The following is a 16,447-nucleotide window of genomic DNA, read 5'->3' as shown; positions in this document are numbered from 1 at the left end:
CCGGTTGGAGACAAGCAAAGCCATGACCGCATCGAATCCATCCTTCGGCCCCGCCCCCGATCCGCGCGAGGCCCCGCGCGCCTTCCTCGAACACATCTACCGCGTGGCGGTGGACCGTGCACTGCCGCTTTCCACCTTGGGGGCCCACCTGCCGCCCCCGCCCAAGGGCCGCACGCTGGTGCTGGGCGCCGGCAAGGCCGGCGGCTCGATGGTGCAGGCGCTCGAAGCCCTGTGGCCGGCCGATGCGCCGCTGTCGGGGCTCGTCGTCACGCGCTACGACCACATTCCGCCGCGGCCCGAAGGCGTGCCGCAGCGCATCGAGATCGTCGAGGCCGCGCACCCCGTGCCCGACGCGGCCGGCCAGCAGGCCGCCGAACGCATCCTCGCGCTGACGCAGGGCCTGACGGCCGACGACCTCGTGCTGTGCCTGATCTCGGGCGGCGGCTCGTCACTGCTGGTGCTGCCGGCCGAGGGCCTGACGCTGGCCGACAAGCAGCGCATCAACAAGCAACTGCTCGAAAGCGGCGCGGGCATCGGCGAGATGAACTGCGTGCGCAAGCACCTGTCGCGCATCAAGGGCGGCCGGCTGGCGGCCGCATGCGCGCCGGCCCGCGTGGTGACACTGACGATCAGCGACGTGCCCGGCGATGACGCGGCCGTCATCGCGAGCGGCCCAACCGTGCCCGATGCGAGCACCTGCGCCGACGCGCTCGCGATCCTCGACCGCTACGGCATCGAGGTGCCTGCGCCGGTGCGCGCCCGGCTCGAAAGCGGCGAACTCGAAACGCCCAAGCCTGACGATGCCGTGTTCCAGGGCCACGCAACCCACATGATCGCAACGCCGCAGCAGTCGCTCGAAGCGGCGGCCAGGGCGGCGCGCGAGGCCGGTATCGAGGCGCACATCCTCAGCGACGAAATGGAAGGCGAGTCGCGCGAAGTCGGCAAGGTGCATGCCGCGCTGGCCCGCGCCGTCGCACACCGCGGCGAGCCGTTCGCGCGGCCCTGCGTCATCCTTTCCGGCGGCGAGACGACAGTCACGATCCGCCCGCGCCAGCCCGGCCAGGCCAAGGGCCGCGGCGGCCGGGCCGGCGAGTTCTGCATGGGCCTGGCTGGCGCGCTCATGGGCCAAGCGCAGGTGTGGGCGCTGGCCGCCGATACCGACGGCATCGACGGCGTGGAAGACAACGCCGGCGCCTTCGTAACGCCCGACACGCTGGCGCGCGCCACGGCCGCTGGCAAGAAGCTGTCGGACCACCTCGACCGCAACGACGCGTACGGCTACTTCGACGCCATCGGCGACCTGTTCGTGACGGGCCCGACGCACACCAACGTCAACGACTTCCGCGCCCTGCTGGTGCTGTAGGCAGGAAGCGCCTCACTCCTTGAGGACCATGTCGATGCACATCACCGCCGCCACGATCAGCAGGCGGCGGGCGTCGTTGGCCGGCACGCCCGGATCGATCGACAGCATGTAGTTGTCGGCGGTGGTGAACAGTTCCTTGCCCAGCCCGGCCCACTTCTTGGACACGGCAGCGAACTCGGTGCTGTCCTGCACGAAGCGGAAATCCCAGCTGGTCCACTTGCCCCTGAGCGTGCAGGCGATCCGCTCCTGTGCGTCGAGCACATCGAACTTGCCGCCGATGGAGAAGAGCTTCTGCTTGAACGAGCCGACGACCCGGTCGTTGCCGTCGAGCACCTGCACCTTCGACAGGAAGATGGACACGCCGCGCTTGACCGACAGCACCTTCTGCCCCTCGGGCGTGGACACGACCACGTCGAAGGGCGTGAAGCGCTTGTAGTCGGTGAAGCGCAGCAGCTTGCTGAAAAAGCCGAGGTTCGGCTCGCGGCATTCCAGAATCTTCTGCTGCGAGTGCGGATCGAAGATGTCGTAGTTGTTGGCGGCCTTGAAGATGCCGACGTGTTCCTTGATGAAGAACAGGTTGTTGCTGAGCGCTGCGTGCATGGATTTCCCTCGGTCCTCTGTGTGTTGGTTTGGCGGGGATTATGTTCGGCGCGCATGACTGCCCCATGCCCGGCCCGTGACCGGTGGTGGGCGGGGTTTGCGAACTCGGGTTAATCTATGCCCCCCGGCGGCCTGTGGCTGCCGTTGTCGCCGGCGCACCCTTGCGGGTGCCGCGTCGCACATCCAGATTTCCCATTCCTCCTTTCATCATCCAGTCCCGAAGGAAAAGTTCGCCATGACCGCCACCTACACCGACACCCGCCTGCTGATCGACAACGAATGGGTCGACGCCGTCGGCGGCAGGACGCTGGACGTCGTGAATCCGGCCACCGGCAAGGCCATCGGCAAGGTGGCGCACGCCAGCATCGCCGACCTCGACCGCGCCCTGGCCGCCGCCCAGCGCGGCTTCGACAAGTGGCGCAACACCCCCGCCAACGAGCGGGCCGCCGTGATGCGCCGCGCCGCGGGCCTGATCCGCGAACGCGCCGGCGACATCGCCAAGCTGCTGACGCAAGAGCAGGGCAAGCCGCTGGCCGAAGCCAAGGGCGAGACGCTGGCCGCCGCCGACATCATCGAGTGGTTCGCCGACGAAGGCCGCCGCGTGTACGGCCGCATCGTTCCCTCGCGCAACCTGGCCGCGCAGCAGCTCGTGCTGAAGGAGCCGCTCGGCCCCGTCGCAGCATTCACGCCGTGGAACTTCCCGATCAACCAGATCGTGCGCAAGCTCGGCGCCGCGCTGGCCACCGGCTGCTCGTTCCTGGTGAAGGCGCCTGAAGAAACCCCCGCATCGCCCGCCGCGCTGCTGCAGGCTTTTGTCGACGCCGGCATCCCGCCCGGCACCGTCGGCCTCGTGTTCGGCAACCCCGCCGAGATCTCGAACTACCTGATCTCGCACCCGATCATCCGCAAGGTCACGTTCACCGGCTCCACCCCGGTCGGCAAGCAACTGGCCGCGTTGGCCGGTTCGCACATGAAGCGCGTCACGATGGAACTGGGCGGCCACGCCCCGGTGATCGTGGCCGAAGATGCCGACGTTGCGCTGGCCGTCAAGGCCGCGGGCGCCGCCAAGTTCCGCAATGCGGGCCAGGTCTGCATCTCGCCGACCCGCTTCCTGGTGCACAACAGCCTGCGCGAAGAATTCGCCCGCACGCTGGTCAAGTACACCGAAGGCCTGAAGCTCGGCGACGGCCTCGCCGAGGGCACGACCATCGGCCCGCTTGCCAACGCGCGTCGCCTCACCGCAATGGCCCATGTGCTGGAAGACGCGCGCAAGAAGGGCGCCACCGTGGCGGCCGGCGGCGAACGCGTGGGCGACACGGGCAACTTCTTCGCCCCCACCGTGCTGACCGACGTGCCGCTGGACGCCGACGTGTTCAACAACGAGCCCTTCGGCCCCATTGCCGCCATCCGCGGCTTCGACACGCTCGAGGAGGCCATCGCCGAAGCCAACCGCCTGCCGTTCGGCCTGGCCGGCTATGCCTTCACCAAGTCGATCAAGAGCGCGCACCTGCTGAGCCAGAAGCTCGAGCTCGGCATGCTGTGGATCAACCAGCCCGCCACGCCTTCGCCGGAAATGCCGTTCGGCGGCGTGAAGGATTCGGGCTACGGTTCGGAAGGCGGCCCGGAAGCGCTCGAGGCTTATCTGAATACCAAGGCTGTTTCGATCCTCGGCGTTTGAGTCGGCTCACTCCTCGGCGGTGGCATTCCAGAAGGCTTGCTGCACGCCGTCGAGCGATTCGAGATCTTCAATGACACGGTCGAGCTCCGCGGGCTCGACCGCTGTCGCATAGAGCGTCGCACCGATCTCGGTGTCGGCCGGCCCGAACGGATGCTGGTCGACATCGCGCACCGGATAGTTCGCGGCTTCGAGCAACAGCAGCAGCTGGTCCATCACCTCGGGCCGTGCCGCGCGTGAACAGATCACGCGCACCACGTACGTTGCCTCGCTCGCTTCCTCGCTGATCGGCTGCCGGTTGATGCGGTTCACCACGGGCCGCAGCAGCGTGTTGCTCGCCAGCACGAACAGCGCCGCGATCAGTGCTTCCCCGAGCAGGTTCGCGCCCGCGCAGGCGCCCACCGCGGCCGACCCCCACAGCGTTGCCGCCGTGTTCAGCCCCGTGACGTTGGCGCCTTCCTTCATGATCGCGCCCGCGCCCAGGAAGCCGATGCCCGACACCACGTAGGCCACCACGCGCACTGCGCCGCCGCTGCCGTCGAGCCGGTTCGCCAGATCGACGAATACCGCAGCACCTACCGCCACCAGTGTGTTCGTTCGCAAGCCTGCAGTGCGTTGCCGAACCTGGCGCTCCAGGCCGATCAGCGAGCCGAGGATGAAGGCCGCCGCTACGCTGACGAAGGTGTCGAGCAGCGAGTGCAAGTTGATGTTCTGGATGGCTTGCATTGGATGGATCCCTTTCTTGTTGTGATTTCGGTGTGCAGTTTGTGGGGGCCGGGTGTCATGTGCATGTCACGGGGCGTTCGGGAGGCTGCTGTTCGGGGGGTGTTCACGCCCCGAACACTCAGCGGAAAGATCACTGCCACCCATACCGCCGCGCGTACCACCCCTTCACACCCTGCGTCAGCAGCGCATACCCGAGCAGCATCGCGACCAGCCAAGGGAAGTACATCAGCGGCAGCGCCTGCAGCTTGAAGTAGTGCGCCAGCGGCCCCATCGGCAGCCAGATGCCCACGGCCGCGATCGCCGCGCCCATGATCAGCAGCGGCCACGCCGCGCGGCTTTGCAGGAACGGGATCTTGCGCGTGCGGATCAGGTGCACGATCAGCGTCTGCGACAGCAGCCCTTCGACGAACCAGCCTGACTGAAAGAGCGTCTGGTGGCCCACCGTGTTGGCCGCGAACACGAACCACATCACCGTGAACGTGAGGATGTCGAACACCGAGCTCAGCGGCCCGAAGAACACCATGAAGCGCCCCAGGTCCGCCGGATTCCAGCGCTGCGGTGCCTTCAGGAATTCATCGTCCACGTTGTCGAACGGAATCGCGATCTGCGACACGTCGTACAGCAGGTTCTGCACCAGCAGATGCAGCGGCAGCATCGGCAGGAACGGAAGGAACGCACTCGCCACCAGCACCGAGAACACATTGCCGAAGTTCGAGCTCGCCGTGAGCTTGATGTACTTGAGCATGTTCGCGAAAGTGCGGCGCCCCTGCACCACGCCTTGCTCCAGCACCATCAGGCTCTTCTCCAGCAGGATGATGTCGGCCGACTCCTTGGCCACGTCCACCGCGCCGTCCACCGAGATGCCGATGTCCGCGGCGCGCAGCGCGGGCGCGTCGTTGATGCCGTCGCCCATGAAGCCGACAACGTGCCCGTTGGCATGCAGCGCGTGCACGATGCGCTCCTTGTGCGCGGGTGTGAGCTTGGCGAACACCTGGTGCTGTTCCACCAGCGTGCGCAGGTGGGCGTCGTCCAGCTCTTCGATCTCGCGGCCGAGCACCATGCGGCCGACCTCCAGTCCCACGTCGGCGCAGACCTTGCGCGTGACCAGCTCGTTGTCGCCGGTCAGCACCTTCACCGACACGCCATGCTCGGCCAATGCGCGCAGCGCCGGCGCGGTCGATTCCTTCGGCGGATCGAGAAAGGCCACGTAGCCGAGCAGCGTGAGCCCCGATTCGTCGGCCACGCCATAGGCCGGCTTCTGTGCCTCGGCCTTCAGCGAACGGCTGGCCACTGCCACCACGCGCAGGCCCTGTGCATTGAGCCCCGACGCCACGCGATGGATGCGCGCCAACACCTCGGCATCGAGCGCCAGCACCTCGGCGCCGCGCTCGACCGAGGTGCACACCGACAGGATCTCCTCCAGCGCGCCCTTGCAGATCAGCAGGTGCTCGCTGCCGCCGTTGGCCACCACCACCGACATGCGGCGGCGCGAGAAATCGAAGGGCACTTCGTCGATCTTGCGCCAGGCCGTCTGCAGGCGCGTCTCGAGCTGCATCTCGGCGTGGCTCAGCACGGCCTTGTCGAGCAGGTTCTTCAGCCCCGTCTGGTGAAAGCTGTTCAGGTAGGCCAGCTGCAGCACATGGTCCGACTCCTCGCCCCAGGCGTTGGTATGGCGCTCGAGCACGATGCGGTCCTGCGTCAGCGTGCCGGTCTTGTCGGTGCACAGCACGTCCATCGCGCCGAAGTTGTGGATCGCCTCGAGCCGCTTCACGATCACCTTCTGGCGCGACATCACGACCGCGCCCTTGGCCAGCGTGGCCGTCACGATCATCGGCAGCATCTCGGGCGTGAGGCCGACCGCGATCGACAGCGCGAACAGCGCCGCCTCCCACCAGTCGCCCTTGGCCACGCCGTTGATCACCAGCACCAGCGGTGCCATCACCAGCATGAAGCGGATCAGCACCCAGCTCACGCGGTTGATGCCTGCCTGGAAGGCGCTGGTGCCGCGGTCGGTGGCCGTCACGCGCTGGGCGAGGGCACCGAAGAAGGTGCGGTCGCCGGTGTGCACGATCAGCGCGGTGGCCGTGCCGCTGATCACGTTGGTGCCCATGAAGAGCAGGTTCTCGCGCTCTAGCACGCCCGCTGATTGGTCGCCGCGGTCGACCACGAATTTCTCGACCGGCATGGCCTCGCCCGTCAGCGCGGACTGGCTGATGAACAGGTCCTTGGCGGTGAGCAGGCGGCAGTCGGCCGGGATCATGTCGCCGGCCGACAGCGCGATGACTTCGCCCGGCACCAGGTCGCGCATCGGCACCTCGACGCGCACCGTGCCGGCGTGCGTGGCGTCGAAGCCCTCGATGCCAGCCACGCCCGCCTTGTAGCCCGGCGCGGGTCGCAGCACGGTCGAGGTGTTGCTCACCATCGCCTTGAGCCGGTCGGCCGCCTTGTTGGAGCGGGACTCCTGCAGGAAGCGCAGCACCGTCGACAGCACGACCATGCTGCCGATCACGAGCGTGGCCTTCATGTCCTCGGTGACGTATGAGACCAGCGCCAGCACCGTCAGCAGAAGGTTGAACGGGTTGCGATAGCACTGCCACAGGTGCTGCCACCAGGGCAGCGGCTGCTCGTGGCGCACCTCGTTGCTGCCCAGGCGCTTGCGCAGCACTTGCGCATGGCCTTCGCTGAGGCCGCGAGGCGAGCTGTCGAGCCTGGCGAGCATGTCGCCCGCATCGGCGCGCGAAGCGGCGCTCAGCGCCCTGGCGATGTCGGGCGGCATGCTGGCGGAGCCGGTGCCGACGGGCTTCGAGCCCAGCAGCGTCTGCCAGCGCTCGAAGTGATGCAGCATGTGGCGGCTGCGCAGGAAGCTTTCGAAGAAAGACTTCAGGACGTTTTTCATGGGGTTCTCCTTCGGGGCGGCCGCCGCCCGCCCCGGGGAGAACCACCGGCCTCAACGAGCCAGCGGCAACCCTTTGCGAAGCGCGGCGGCGGGCCGCGTTGTTATTGCTGCAATCGATCGAAGCGAAGGGGGCGCGCTACGGCGCCAACGAGAGGCTGGGTCCATGGGGTGCTCCTGTATTGCTGGCAGGTCGAGGAAGGACGGGCGCGTGGAGCGGCTCAGCGGCGGCGCGTGCAGGTCGGCTGGAGCACGAGAAAGCTGCGGATGCGGCGTGTGGTCCACAACGCGGCGGCCTGGTCCAGCGCCGCATCGACGGCCGGCGCTGCGGCAGCATCGACGGTGCGCGCAGGCTCCTGCGCCGACGAGCGAACGCGCTGTTCGTGCGGCTGACGACAAAGATGAAAGTGACGCATGACAAGGCTCCTTCGCGTTGAAGGGCCTCGCGCACGGACGCACGCAAGCTGACTGAAAAAGTCAGTAACGAGAACGACGGGAATCGGGAGGAGGGAGCCGCTTGCCGCAAGGCAAGAGAGTCACGCTGTGTGCACACCGGCAACGCAGCGCGGGGGAGCCTGCGCTAGAGAGCCGGGTGTGTCACGCCTGCCGAGGCACGCGTCTTGTCACTGATCCAACTGGCACTGTCCACGCACGGGGCTCCGAAATGAAGATTCCGGATTGTTGCACTGCGGCATGCGGCGAGTCAACCCTTGGGACGGCGTTCCACGATGCGGTGCAAGGTCTTCTCGCGACGCGACTTATTCGCAGAGCGCGCGAATCGATGGCGGAATCTGCACCGCGCGAATGCCGCCGCCCTCACGCTTCGCAGCGAAGATCCGCACCTCTTCGCATTCGAGGATCAGGTCGTCCCCGCGCGTCGCCCGGTACGTCTGCACGAAGCTCTTCTCGCGCCACTCGGTGATGCGCACTGCGATGCGCAGCGTGTCGCCGTAGGTCGCCGCCTTCACGAAGCGCGTGTGCGTGTCGACCAGCGGCGTGCCGATCACGCCGAGCGTGCCCGTCGCTTCTTCCCAGCGCGGCACGCCGCATTCGGCAAAGAAATGCCGCGAGGCCGCATCGATCCAGCGGAAGAAGTTGGGAAACCAGACGATGCCGGCCGGGTCGCAGTCGCCGAATTCGATGCGCACGGTGTAGACGATTTCTTTGTCGCTGTTGCTCATCAGCCCATTCTCGTCGGCAGCCACAGGGCAATGATGGGGAACGCGATCAGGATCACCAGCCGCACGATGTCGGTCACGATGAACGGCAGCACGCCCTTGAAGATGGTGGTGAAGCTCACGTCCTTCACCACGCTCTTGATGACGAACACGTTCATGCCCACCGGCGGATGGATCAGCCCCAGCTCCACCGTCATCACGATGATCACGCCGAACCAGATCGGGTCGAAGCCCAGGTGCACGATCACCGGATAGATGATGGGCACGGTCAGGATGATCATGGCCATCGCGTCCATCAGGCAGCCGAGCACCAGGTACATCAGCATGATGAGCGCGAGCACGCCGTAGCGGCCGATGCCCAGGCCGGTGAGGAATTCGGTGAGCTTCTGCGGGCTCTGCGTGATGGTGAGGAAGTAGCCGAACAGCAGCGCGCCGATCAGCACCGTGAACACCGCCGCCGCCGTGCGCGTGGCCGAGAGCAGCGCCTCGCGGATCTTCGGGCCGTCGAGCTTGCGCCGCACCAGCCCGAGGATGAACGCGCCGCTCGCGCCCACGCCGCCCGCCTCGGTCGGCGTGAAGAAGCCGCCATACAGGCCGCCGATGACGAACACGAACAGCACCAGCGGCGCCCACACGTTCTTCAGGTCCTTGAAGCGCTCCGGCCACGGCTTGACCTCGCCGCCGGGCAGCCAGTCGGGCCGCAGCTTGACGATGATGGCAATGGTCATCACGTACATCGCCATCGCGAGAACGCCGGGCACGATGCCCGCCATGAAGAGCTTGCCGATGTCCTGCTGCGTGAGGATGGCGTACACCGCGAGCACCGTCGATGGCGGCAGGATCGCGCCCAGCGTGCCGCCCGCGGCGATCACGCCGGTGGAGAACGACTGCGGATAGTTGAAGCGCCGCATCTCCGGGTACGCCACCGCCGAGAACGTGGCGGCCGTGGCCACCGACGATCCGCAGATCGCCGCGAAGCCGCCGCACGCCACCACGGTGGCGACGCCGAGCCCGCCGCGCAGGTGGCCGATCATCGAGTTCGCGGCCTTGAAGAGCTCGCGGCTCACGCCCGACACCGACACCAGCGCGCCCATCAGCATGAACATCGGGATCACGCCGAAGGTGTAGTCGGTCACGGTGCGCATGGAGGTCTGGCCGACCAGTTTCAGCGCGGGGCCGGGGCCGACGAGGTAGCTGTAGCCGACCACACCCACCAGCCCCATCGCCATGCCGACCGGCACGCGCAACAGCATCAGGACAAAGAGGGCGACGAAGCCCAGGACTGCAACTGCATCGGGGCTCATTCGTCGGCTTTCTGTTCAGCGTGGAGTTCTTCGAGCTGCTCCGGATGGAAGATCAGGCGGTAGGTGCGGATGGCGATCAGCAGCACCGCGCACACGTCGCCCGTCCAGGCCACGGCGTAGAAGGGCCAGGTCGGGATGTTGAGGTCGTAGGTCTGCACGTTGTCGACGTAGGTGCCGCGCACCTTGTCGAACAGCATGATGGTCTGCACCGCCACCACGAACAGCAGTACCAGCGTGGCGAACACGTCGATCACGCGCTTCATGCGCGGGCTCGCCGCCGTCCACACCAGGTCGACGGTGATGTGGCCGCCCCGGTAGCTGGTGGCTGCGATGCCCCAGAAGATCAGGATGCCCAGCAGCATGCGGCCGAAGTCGTACGCATCGGGAATCGAGGTGTCGAAGAACTTGCGCAGCACCACGGCCACGAAGATGTTGAGCGCGACGATCCCCACGAAGATGGCGGCAAGCCACTCAATCGTGCTGATCGCGCGGTCCATGTAGCTGGCGGACCGTGTAGCCATCGCTCAGAGCGCCGATTTGTACTTGACGAGGCTGGCCTTCAGTGCGTCCATGATGGCCTTCGGGTCTTCACCCGCCTTCTTCACGCTCTCGGCCCATTGCGCTTCCGACGGCGCGGCCGCCTTGCGCCATGCATCGAGCTGCTCAGGCGTGAGCTTGTAGATCTCGTGGCCCGGCAGCGCGGCCATCTTGGCGTGCCCCGCGAACTCGAAGTCCGCCCACGGACCGGCCACCTTCTGTGCCCATTCGCTGGTGCAATGGCCGTCGATCACCTTCTTCTGCGCGGTGGACATGGCGTCGTACTTGCCCTTGTTCATCACCCACACGAAGGGCGTGACGTACAGCGGCACGTCCATGTGGTACTTCACCACCTTGTCGATCCCGAACAGGCCGATGGAGCCCCACGGAAAGGTGATGGCGTCGGCCACGCCGCGCTCCAGCATGTCGCGCGATTCGGGCGCGGAGGCCTGTACGTTGGTGCCGCCCAGCGAGGTGATGAGCTGGCCCACGGTGCTGGTGGCCGGGCGCACCTTCATGCCCTTGATGTCGGTGGGCACGGTGATCTTCTTGCGAGAGTGGAAGGTGCCGGGGTCGTGCACGAACGCGAAGCAGTACTTGACGTCCTTCATCTCCTTGGCCGCGTAGTTGCGGTACCAGGCGTCGATGGCGGCAGAGCCTTCCTTGCCGTTGGCGAAAAGGAAGGGCAGCGACGCACCCGCCATCACCGGGAAGCGGCCGGGCTGGTAGCCGGGGTTCACGTACGAGAAGTCCGCGATGCCGTCGCGCGCCATGTCGTAGTGGTCGAAGGCCTTGCCGAGCTGTTCCGACGGAAACAGGATCGCGGTGATGGTGCCGCCCGATTCCTTCTTGATGTCGTCGGCCCAGGCCTGCAGCGCGGGGTTGAGCGGGTGTTGCGCGGGCACCCAGCTCGACAGCTTGAGCTGCACCGGCTTGTCTTGCGCCTGCACGGCGGGCGTGCCCGCGACGAGCGCGGCGCAGGCTGCGAGCAGGGCGAGGGGGCGGATGCGGGCGATGCGTTGCGGACGCGTGCCGCGGCGGCGGGGATGGCGATTGGCTTTCATGGTCTCCTTCGTTATGGATGGCGTGAATCGTCGAGCTGGGGCGAGCCTAGGCAGGCGCGCGTGCGGGGTAAATGGAGGGTTTCCCGCGCGTGCCTTCCGAAGGCTGTTGCGCGAAGCCGTTCTGTGCGTCGGGCGAACGCGGTGCGGGCTGGTCGACGTGGCGCGGCCCGAGTTCGCGCGGATGCGCCGCGCCGAGCAGCGTCATCGTGCGTTCGGTCTCCTGCGCCAGCAACTGCAGCACCGACAGCGCGCCCTGCCCGCCGTCGCAGGCCAGTCCATAGAGCGGCGCACGGCCAAGGAGGACCGCGCAAGCGCCCAGTGCGAGCGCCTTCGCGACGTCGCTGCCGCGCCGGATGCCGCCATCCACGAGCACGGGAATGCGGCCGCCGACCGCATCGGCAATGGCGGGCAGCGCTGCGATGCTGGCCGGTGCCGCGTCGAGCTGGCGTCCGCCGTGGTTCGAGACCACGATGCCGTCCGCGCCGTGCCGCACGGCACGCCGGGCGTCTTCCGTGCCCAGCAGGCCCTTGACGAGCAGCGGGCCGTCCCAGAGCCGGCGCAGCCACGCCAGGCTTTCCCAGGTCAGCGTGCGGTCCATGGTGCGCGAGAGCAGCGCGGCCTGGGCTTGCGGGGAGATGGGGGCGCCGTCATCGTCGGGCAGCAGGTTGGCGAACCGCGGCATGCCACTGCGCGCGAGCCGCAGCAGCCATGCGGGGCGCCTCGCCATGTCGAGCACCGTGCCGGGCGTGAGCCGCATCGGCACGCGGAAGCCGTGGCGCAGGTCGCGTTCGCGCAGGCCGCCGACGGGCACGTCCACCGTGAGCACCAATGCCTCGAAGCCGGCGGCGCGCGCACGGTGCACGATGCGCTCGGCGATGGCCCGCTCGCCCATCACGTAGAGCTGCATCCACAGCGTGGCATTGGGGGCGGCGGTGCGAACGTCCTCGATGCGGGTGTTCGATGCCGTAGAGAGGATGAAGGGCACGCGCGCGGCCTGTGCAGCGCGGGCCAGCAACGCATCGGCATGCGGGCGCACGATGCCGGCCAGCCCGATGGGTGCGACCGCGAAGGGGGCGCGCCAGCGGCTGCCGAAGAGTTCGATGCCGATGTCCAGCATGCTCGTGTCGCGCAGACACTCCGGGATCAGCGGCAATGCCTCCAGCGCATCGCGGTTGCGCCGGAGGCAGCGTTCGTCTTCCGCGCCGCCGTCGACATAGTCGAACACCAGGCGCGGCAGAACGCGCCGGGCACGGCGCCGGTAGTCCTCGACATTGAGCAGCAGTGCCATCGCAGGTGCCTTCTTCTTTCTGTCTCAGGCGCCGCCGATGGGCTTGCGCTTCATCCAGCGGATGGGCTGCGCCTTGACGGGGCGGGCGGGCGCGCCGTGTTCCACCAGCGCCGCATCGAGTGCCTTGCCTGCGTCGTCGGCCAGTGCGGCCGTGCGCGCGGCGGCGACGGCCCGCGTTCGCTCGGCCGGCGCAATGCCGGACTGTGCGGCGAGGTGGTCCGTCATGTGCAGCAGGTTCTCCTTGCCGCGTTCGTTGGTGCTGCCGTAACCCTTGATGAGCCGCCCGCACAGCGCCAGCTCGTGGCCCAGGGCCCACGCTTCGCGCGTGCCCGCCTCCACGGCGGCGAGCCAGCGTTCGATCAATGCCTGCTCCTCGGCAAAGCGGCTGCCGCGGCGGCGCAGCCAGCGCAGCGAAGCCAGCAGCCGCAGCGAGGCCATGCCGAACACCGAATGGCTGCCCACTTTCAGCGGCAGCGCCCACGGCGCGAGGCCGCGCGCCTGCCGGCCCCGGTCCCAGGTTGTCACGCGGCGTGACAGCGAAGGAGGCAGCAGCGCCGCGAACTCGGCGGCGCCGGGCTTGAAGTGGTCGTAGACCTTCACGATGTCGTCGTCGCCGGCCCGCACCTCTTGCCGCACCCGCTGTGCGCGGCTCGCGCGGCCCTTGAGTGCGGCCACGCGCACGATGTCGTCGAAGGCCATCCACAGCGCGAGCCAGCGCGCCATCTCCCGGGTGATGGCGAAGCCCTGCGTGCCGGCCGGGTCGGCGGCGCGCTCGGCGTCGAGCACGCGGGCCAGCCGGTCGGCGTAGAGCGCGGCGTAGGCGGCGTCCTGGTAGTCGAGCACGCGGGCATGGCCGAGCGCGAGCATGTCGTGCACGGCGGGCGGGAAGCGCCCTGCGAGGTCGGCGGGCAGGGCGCTGGCCGGCGGTGGCGCGTCGTTGGTGTCGCCGGCGAGCACGCTGCTGACGAACGCGGCCTGCACGCGCGGCGCACTCACCGCGTCGAAAGCCGCCGCAAAGCCGCGCAGGCTGGCGGCCGCCATCTTGCCGAGCTTGCCGGGTGCGCTGGTATCGCCGCCGCGCACCACGTGTTCATAGGCTTCACGTGGGAACGGGAACAACCCGCTGCCCGCGATGGCGCCGAGCATCACCGCGCTGACCACCGTGCCACTGTCGCGCGCGATGGCATTCATGTCGAACACATGGTGCTCGCGGCTGAAGGCCTTTACCACGTCGACGAGGCGCTGCGCATCGGCGCGGCCGTCGCCGGGCTCCATGCGTTCGGCCGTCGTGAGGATGCGCGCCGACGAACTGATGACCAGCGTGCGCAGCGGCGCGCTCATGCCGTTGCCGATCTGGCGCGCGGTTTCGAGCAGCTCCGACGACACGATCGCATCGAGCGTGCCCGGCACCGGGCTCAGGCTGAACACCGGGCGCCTGCCGCCGAGCTGCGCGAGCGGCACGGGGAACACCTCGATGTAGTAGGTGGTGGCGCCGGTGCGCTGTGCCACGCCGGGGATCGACGTGCTCTGCGCGGCGTAGCCGGCGTGGCGCGCGATGTCGACCAGCCATTCGGTGAGCACGCCGCCGCCTTCGCCGCCGAGGGCGCAGACGAGCAGGGTGATGAGGCGGTTGTTCTCCATGACGTCGCTCCTCATGCCGGTTGAAGCGCGCGAACGACCGCGCCGCGCAACCCGTGCAGCAGGCGTTCATGCCACTTCGGGTTCTGCACCACCTCGGCGCGGTAGAAGCTCGGGCACAGCGTGGCCGCGTGCGCATTCGCGCCGCACAGCCCGCAGCCCACGCAGCCGTCGATCACGGTGGCCACGGGGTCGACCTTGAGCGGATCGGGGTTGTCCTTGAGCGTGAGCGTCGGGCAGCCCGACAGGCGGATGCAGGCGTGGTCGCCGTTGCACACGTCCTCGTCGACGCCGTACTTCACGCGCACCACGCGTTCGCCGCGCTGAAGCAGGCCGGCGAGCCACGGCTTGATGCGGCGCTGGCGCTCGAGCTGGCATTCGCCCTCGGCGATCACCACCTTCAGGCCGTTGAAGTCGCTGGTGAGCGCTTCGGTGAGCGTCTTGCGCATGCGCTCCACGTCGTAGGTGGTGACGGTGCGCATCCATTTCACGCCCAGGCCCTTGAGCGTGTCCTCGATGGTCTGGTTCTTGTCGACCAGGCTCTGCTGCTTGTCGACGGCGCGCTCTTTCGTCTCGTCGTCGGGCGTGGAGATGATGTCCTGCGTGCCGGTGGCCGAGGTGTAGCCGTTCTTGAAGATCAGCAGCACCGCGTCGTCGCCGTTGAACAGCGCGCTCTGCACGCCGGTGAGCAGGCCGTTGTGCCAGAAGCCGCCGTCGCCCATGATCGAGAGCGTGCGGCGGTTCATCATCGGCGCCACGCCCGCACGGCTCGCGAGGCTCATGCCGTAGCCGAGGATCGAGTGGCCCATCGAGAAGGGCTCGAAGGTGCCGAAGGCATGGCAGCCGATGTCGGCCGCGATGTGCACCGGCCCTGTTTCCTGCTGCGCGAGCTTGAGGGCCGAGAACACGGGCCGCTCCGGGCAGCCGATGCAGAAGCTTGGCGGCCGGTTGGGCAGCGGTGTGGCCAGTTGCCGCGCCACCGCTTCGCGGCGTTCGCGATTGCCGGCCAGCCAGGCCTGCGCTGAAGACAAGGCCTCGCTCGCCGCGACGTACTTCGCGGCAAAGGCGCCGATGCCGCCCGACAGCACTTCGACGCCGTACTCGCCCGCCGACGGCAGCATGTCCTTGCCGTGCAGCGGCGTCTGGATGTCGCGCCGGCGCAGCAGCGTGGCGATGTCCTGCTCGATGTACTCGGGCTGGCCTTCCTCCACCACCAGCACCGCGCGCTTGCCCACGCAGAAGTCGGCGACCTGCTCCGGCACCAGCGGATAGGTCACGTTGAGCACGAGGATCGGAATGTCCGTCTCGCCGAAGGCATCGGCCAGTCCCTGCTGCTGCAGGCTGCGGATCAGCGCGTTGTAGAGGCCGCCCTGCACCACGATGCCGAGGTCCGCGTGGCGCCCGCCGGGCATCAGCTCGTTGAGGCCGTGCTCGACGATGTAGCGGCGCGCCGCCGGCATGCGTTCGTCGCCCTTGAGCTTCTCGTGGCGGAAGGTGACGGGCGGGTGCGCGAGCCGCATGTAGTCGAAGCCCGCGGGCTCGGTCATCAGCGCGCGGGTCGATACGGCAGGCGCGATGTTGTCCTTGCACTCGAAGCTGCCGCGCACGTGGCAGGTGCGGATGCGCAGCTCCATCAGGCAGGGCATGTTCGAGCTCTCGGACAGGCGAAAGCCTTCTTCCACCATGCGCACCATCACGCCGAGGTCGGGCCGCGGGTCGAGCAGGCACATGCTCGACTTGAGCGCATAGGCATGCGTGCGCTCCTGGATCACGCTGGCGCCTTCGCCGTAGTCCTCGCCCACCACGACAAGTACGCCGCCCGTGACGCCCGGCGAAGAGAGGTTGGAGAGCGCATCGGCCGCCACGTTGGTGCCGACTATCGACTTCCAGGTGACCGCGCCGCGCAGCGGGTAGTGAATGGACGCGCCGAGCATCGCGGCGGCCGAGGCCTCGTTCGAACAGGCCTCCACGTGCACGCCGAGCTCGTCCATGTAGGCCTTGCCCTGGACCATGACGTCGAGCAGGTGCGACACCGGCGCCCCCTGGTAGCCGCCGACGTAGGCCACGCCCGACTGCAGCAGGCCCTTGGTGATCGCGAGGATGCCCTCGCCGTGGAAGGTGTCGCCTGCGCCGAGGCGCAGCATTTCCACTTCCTTGCTGAATGAAACTTCCATCGTGTCT

Annotated in this window: 13 protein-coding genes; 2 read left to right on the top strand and 11 right to left on the bottom strand. The window is 68.1% G+C overall.

The genetic code is table 11. The annotated features are described in order from the left end of the window. The first annotated feature begins 22 nt into the window (after positions 1-22). The gene (locus tag ACEN9N_RS15975) at positions 23-1,363 is read left to right on the top strand and encodes a glycerate kinase type-2 family protein (protein WP_495653971.1); all 1,341 of its coding nucleotides are present in this window, start codon (positions 23-25) and stop codon (positions 1,361-1,363) included. Between the two features lie 12 nt (positions 1,364-1,375). On the opposite strand, the gene ACEN9N_RS15970 is transcribed toward ACEN9N_RS15975, so the two are convergent. Next, positions 1,376-1,963 carry an LURP-one-related family protein gene (locus ACEN9N_RS15970; protein ID WP_007830600.1) on the bottom strand — a complete coding sequence of 196 codons (588 nt, stop codon included), beginning with the start codon at positions 1,961-1,963 and terminating at the stop codon, positions 1,376-1,378. Between the two features lie 235 nt (positions 1,964-2,198). Between ACEN9N_RS15970 and ACEN9N_RS15965 the strand changes: the two genes are divergently transcribed. Further along, the gene (locus ACEN9N_RS15965) at positions 2,199-3,641 is read left to right on the top strand and encodes an NAD-dependent succinate-semialdehyde dehydrogenase (protein WP_495653970.1); all 1,443 of its coding nucleotides are present in this window, start codon (positions 2,199-2,201) and stop codon (positions 3,639-3,641) included. 6 nt (positions 3,642-3,647) lie between these two features. On the opposite strand, the gene ACEN9N_RS15960 is transcribed toward ACEN9N_RS15965, so the two are convergent. From ACEN9N_RS15960 to ACEN9N_RS15915, 10 genes are all read right to left on the bottom strand, one after another. Then, positions 3,648-4,364: an MgtC/SapB family protein gene (locus ACEN9N_RS15960; protein ID WP_007830598.1), complete on the bottom strand. Its 717-nt coding sequence runs from the start codon at positions 4,362-4,364 to the stop codon at positions 3,648-3,650. 130 nt (positions 4,365-4,494) lie between these two features. After that, the gene (gene mgtA, locus ACEN9N_RS15955) at positions 4,495-7,260 is read right to left on the bottom strand and encodes a magnesium-translocating P-type ATPase (RefSeq protein WP_413314627.1); all 2,766 of its coding nucleotides are present in this window, start codon (positions 7,258-7,260) and stop codon (positions 4,495-4,497) included. A 218-nt stretch (positions 7,261-7,478) separates the two neighbouring features. Next, entirely contained in the window at positions 7,479-7,673 is a 195-nt protein-coding gene (locus tag ACEN9N_RS15950) for a hypothetical protein (RefSeq protein ID WP_007830596.1), read from the bottom strand. Between the two features lie 342 nt (positions 7,674-8,015). After that, complete coding sequence (locus ACEN9N_RS15945; RefSeq protein ID WP_056589539.1) at positions 8,016-8,438, bottom strand: acyl-CoA thioesterase; 423 nt, start codon at positions 8,436-8,438, stop codon at positions 8,016-8,018. Then, a complete protein-coding gene (locus ACEN9N_RS15940) occupies positions 8,438-9,739 on the bottom strand; it encodes a TRAP transporter large permease (RefSeq protein ID WP_007830589.1) in 1,302 nt (433 codons plus the stop codon). Before ACEN9N_RS15940 ends, ACEN9N_RS15945 begins: the two co-directional genes overlap by 1 nt. Further along, the gene (locus ACEN9N_RS15935; protein ID WP_237726055.1) at positions 9,736-10,260 is read right to left on the bottom strand and encodes a TRAP transporter small permease; all 525 of its coding nucleotides are present in this window, start codon (positions 10,258-10,260) and stop codon (positions 9,736-9,738) included. The genes ACEN9N_RS15940 and ACEN9N_RS15935 overlap by 4 nt, the downstream gene beginning before the upstream one ends. Positions 10,261-10,263: 3 nt before the next feature. Next, positions 10,264-11,340, bottom strand: a complete 1,077-nt coding sequence (locus tag ACEN9N_RS15930) for a TRAP transporter substrate-binding protein (RefSeq protein WP_495653969.1) — start codon at positions 11,338-11,340, stop codon at positions 10,264-10,266. Positions 11,341-11,386: 46 nt separating this feature from the next. Further along, the gene (locus ACEN9N_RS15925; RefSeq protein WP_495653968.1) at positions 11,387-12,628 is read right to left on the bottom strand and encodes an alpha-hydroxy acid oxidase; all 1,242 of its coding nucleotides are present in this window, start codon (positions 12,626-12,628) and stop codon (positions 11,387-11,389) included. A gap of 24 nt (positions 12,629-12,652) precedes the next feature. Continuing rightward, positions 12,653-14,269: an indolepyruvate oxidoreductase subunit beta family protein gene (locus tag ACEN9N_RS15920; RefSeq protein WP_495653967.1), complete on the bottom strand. Its 1,617-nt coding sequence runs from the start codon at positions 14,267-14,269 to the stop codon at positions 12,653-12,655. An 11-nt stretch (positions 14,270-14,280) separates the two neighbouring features. After that, positions 14,281-16,440 carry a thiamine pyrophosphate-dependent enzyme gene (locus ACEN9N_RS15915; protein ID WP_413314619.1) on the bottom strand — a complete coding sequence of 720 codons (2,160 nt, stop codon included), beginning with the start codon at positions 16,438-16,440 and terminating at the stop codon, positions 14,281-14,283. Between the last annotated feature and the right edge of the window lie 7 nt (positions 16,441-16,447).

This window comes from Variovorax sp. Varisp46, assembly GCF_059491885.1.
This window is presented reverse-complemented; position numbering and strand designations above follow the sequence as displayed.

Excerpts from the sequence above, each read along its gene's own strand:
- ACEN9N_RS15945 (WP_056589539.1), bottom strand. The coding sequence starts at position 8,438 with ATGAGCAACAGCGACAAAGAAATCGTCTACACCGTGCGCATCGAATTC.
- ACEN9N_RS15940 (WP_007830589.1), bottom strand. The coding sequence starts at position 9,739 with ATGAGCCCCGATGCAGTTGCAGTCCTGGGCTTCGTCGCCCTCTTTGTC.
- ACEN9N_RS15960 (WP_007830598.1), bottom strand. The coding sequence starts at position 4,364 with ATGCAAGCCATCCAGAACATCAACTTGCACTCGCTGCTCGACACCTTC.
- ACEN9N_RS15950 (WP_007830596.1), bottom strand. The coding sequence starts at position 7,673 with ATGCGTCACTTTCATCTTTGTCGTCAGCCGCACGAACAGCGCGTTCGC.
- ACEN9N_RS15970 (WP_007830600.1), bottom strand. The coding sequence starts at position 1,963 with ATGCACGCAGCGCTCAGCAACAACCTGTTCTTCATCAAGGAACACGTC.
- ACEN9N_RS15915 (WP_413314619.1), bottom strand. The coding sequence starts at position 16,440 with ATGGAAGTTTCATTCAGCAAGGAAGTGGAAATGCTGCGCCTCGGCGCA.
- mgtA (WP_413314627.1), bottom strand. The coding sequence starts at position 7,260 with ATGAAAAACGTCCTGAAGTCTTTCTTCGAAAGCTTCCTGCGCAGCCGC.
- ACEN9N_RS15925 (WP_495653968.1), bottom strand. The coding sequence starts at position 12,628 with ATGGCACTGCTGCTCAATGTCGAGGACTACCGGCGCCGTGCCCGGCGC.
- ACEN9N_RS15935 (WP_237726055.1), bottom strand. The coding sequence starts at position 10,260 with ATGGCTACACGGTCCGCCAGCTACATGGACCGCGCGATCAGCACGATT.
- ACEN9N_RS15965 (WP_495653970.1), top strand. The coding sequence starts at position 2,199 with ATGACCGCCACCTACACCGACACCCGCCTGCTGATCGACAACGAATGG.
- ACEN9N_RS15975 (WP_495653971.1), top strand. The coding sequence starts at position 23 with ATGACCGCATCGAATCCATCCTTCGGCCCCGCCCCCGATCCGCGCGAG.
- ACEN9N_RS15930 (WP_495653969.1), bottom strand. The coding sequence starts at position 11,340 with ATGAAAGCCAATCGCCATCCCCGCCGCCGCGGCACGCGTCCGCAACGC.
- ACEN9N_RS15920 (WP_495653967.1), bottom strand. The coding sequence starts at position 14,269 with ATGGAGAACAACCGCCTCATCACCCTGCTCGTCTGCGCCCTCGGCGGC.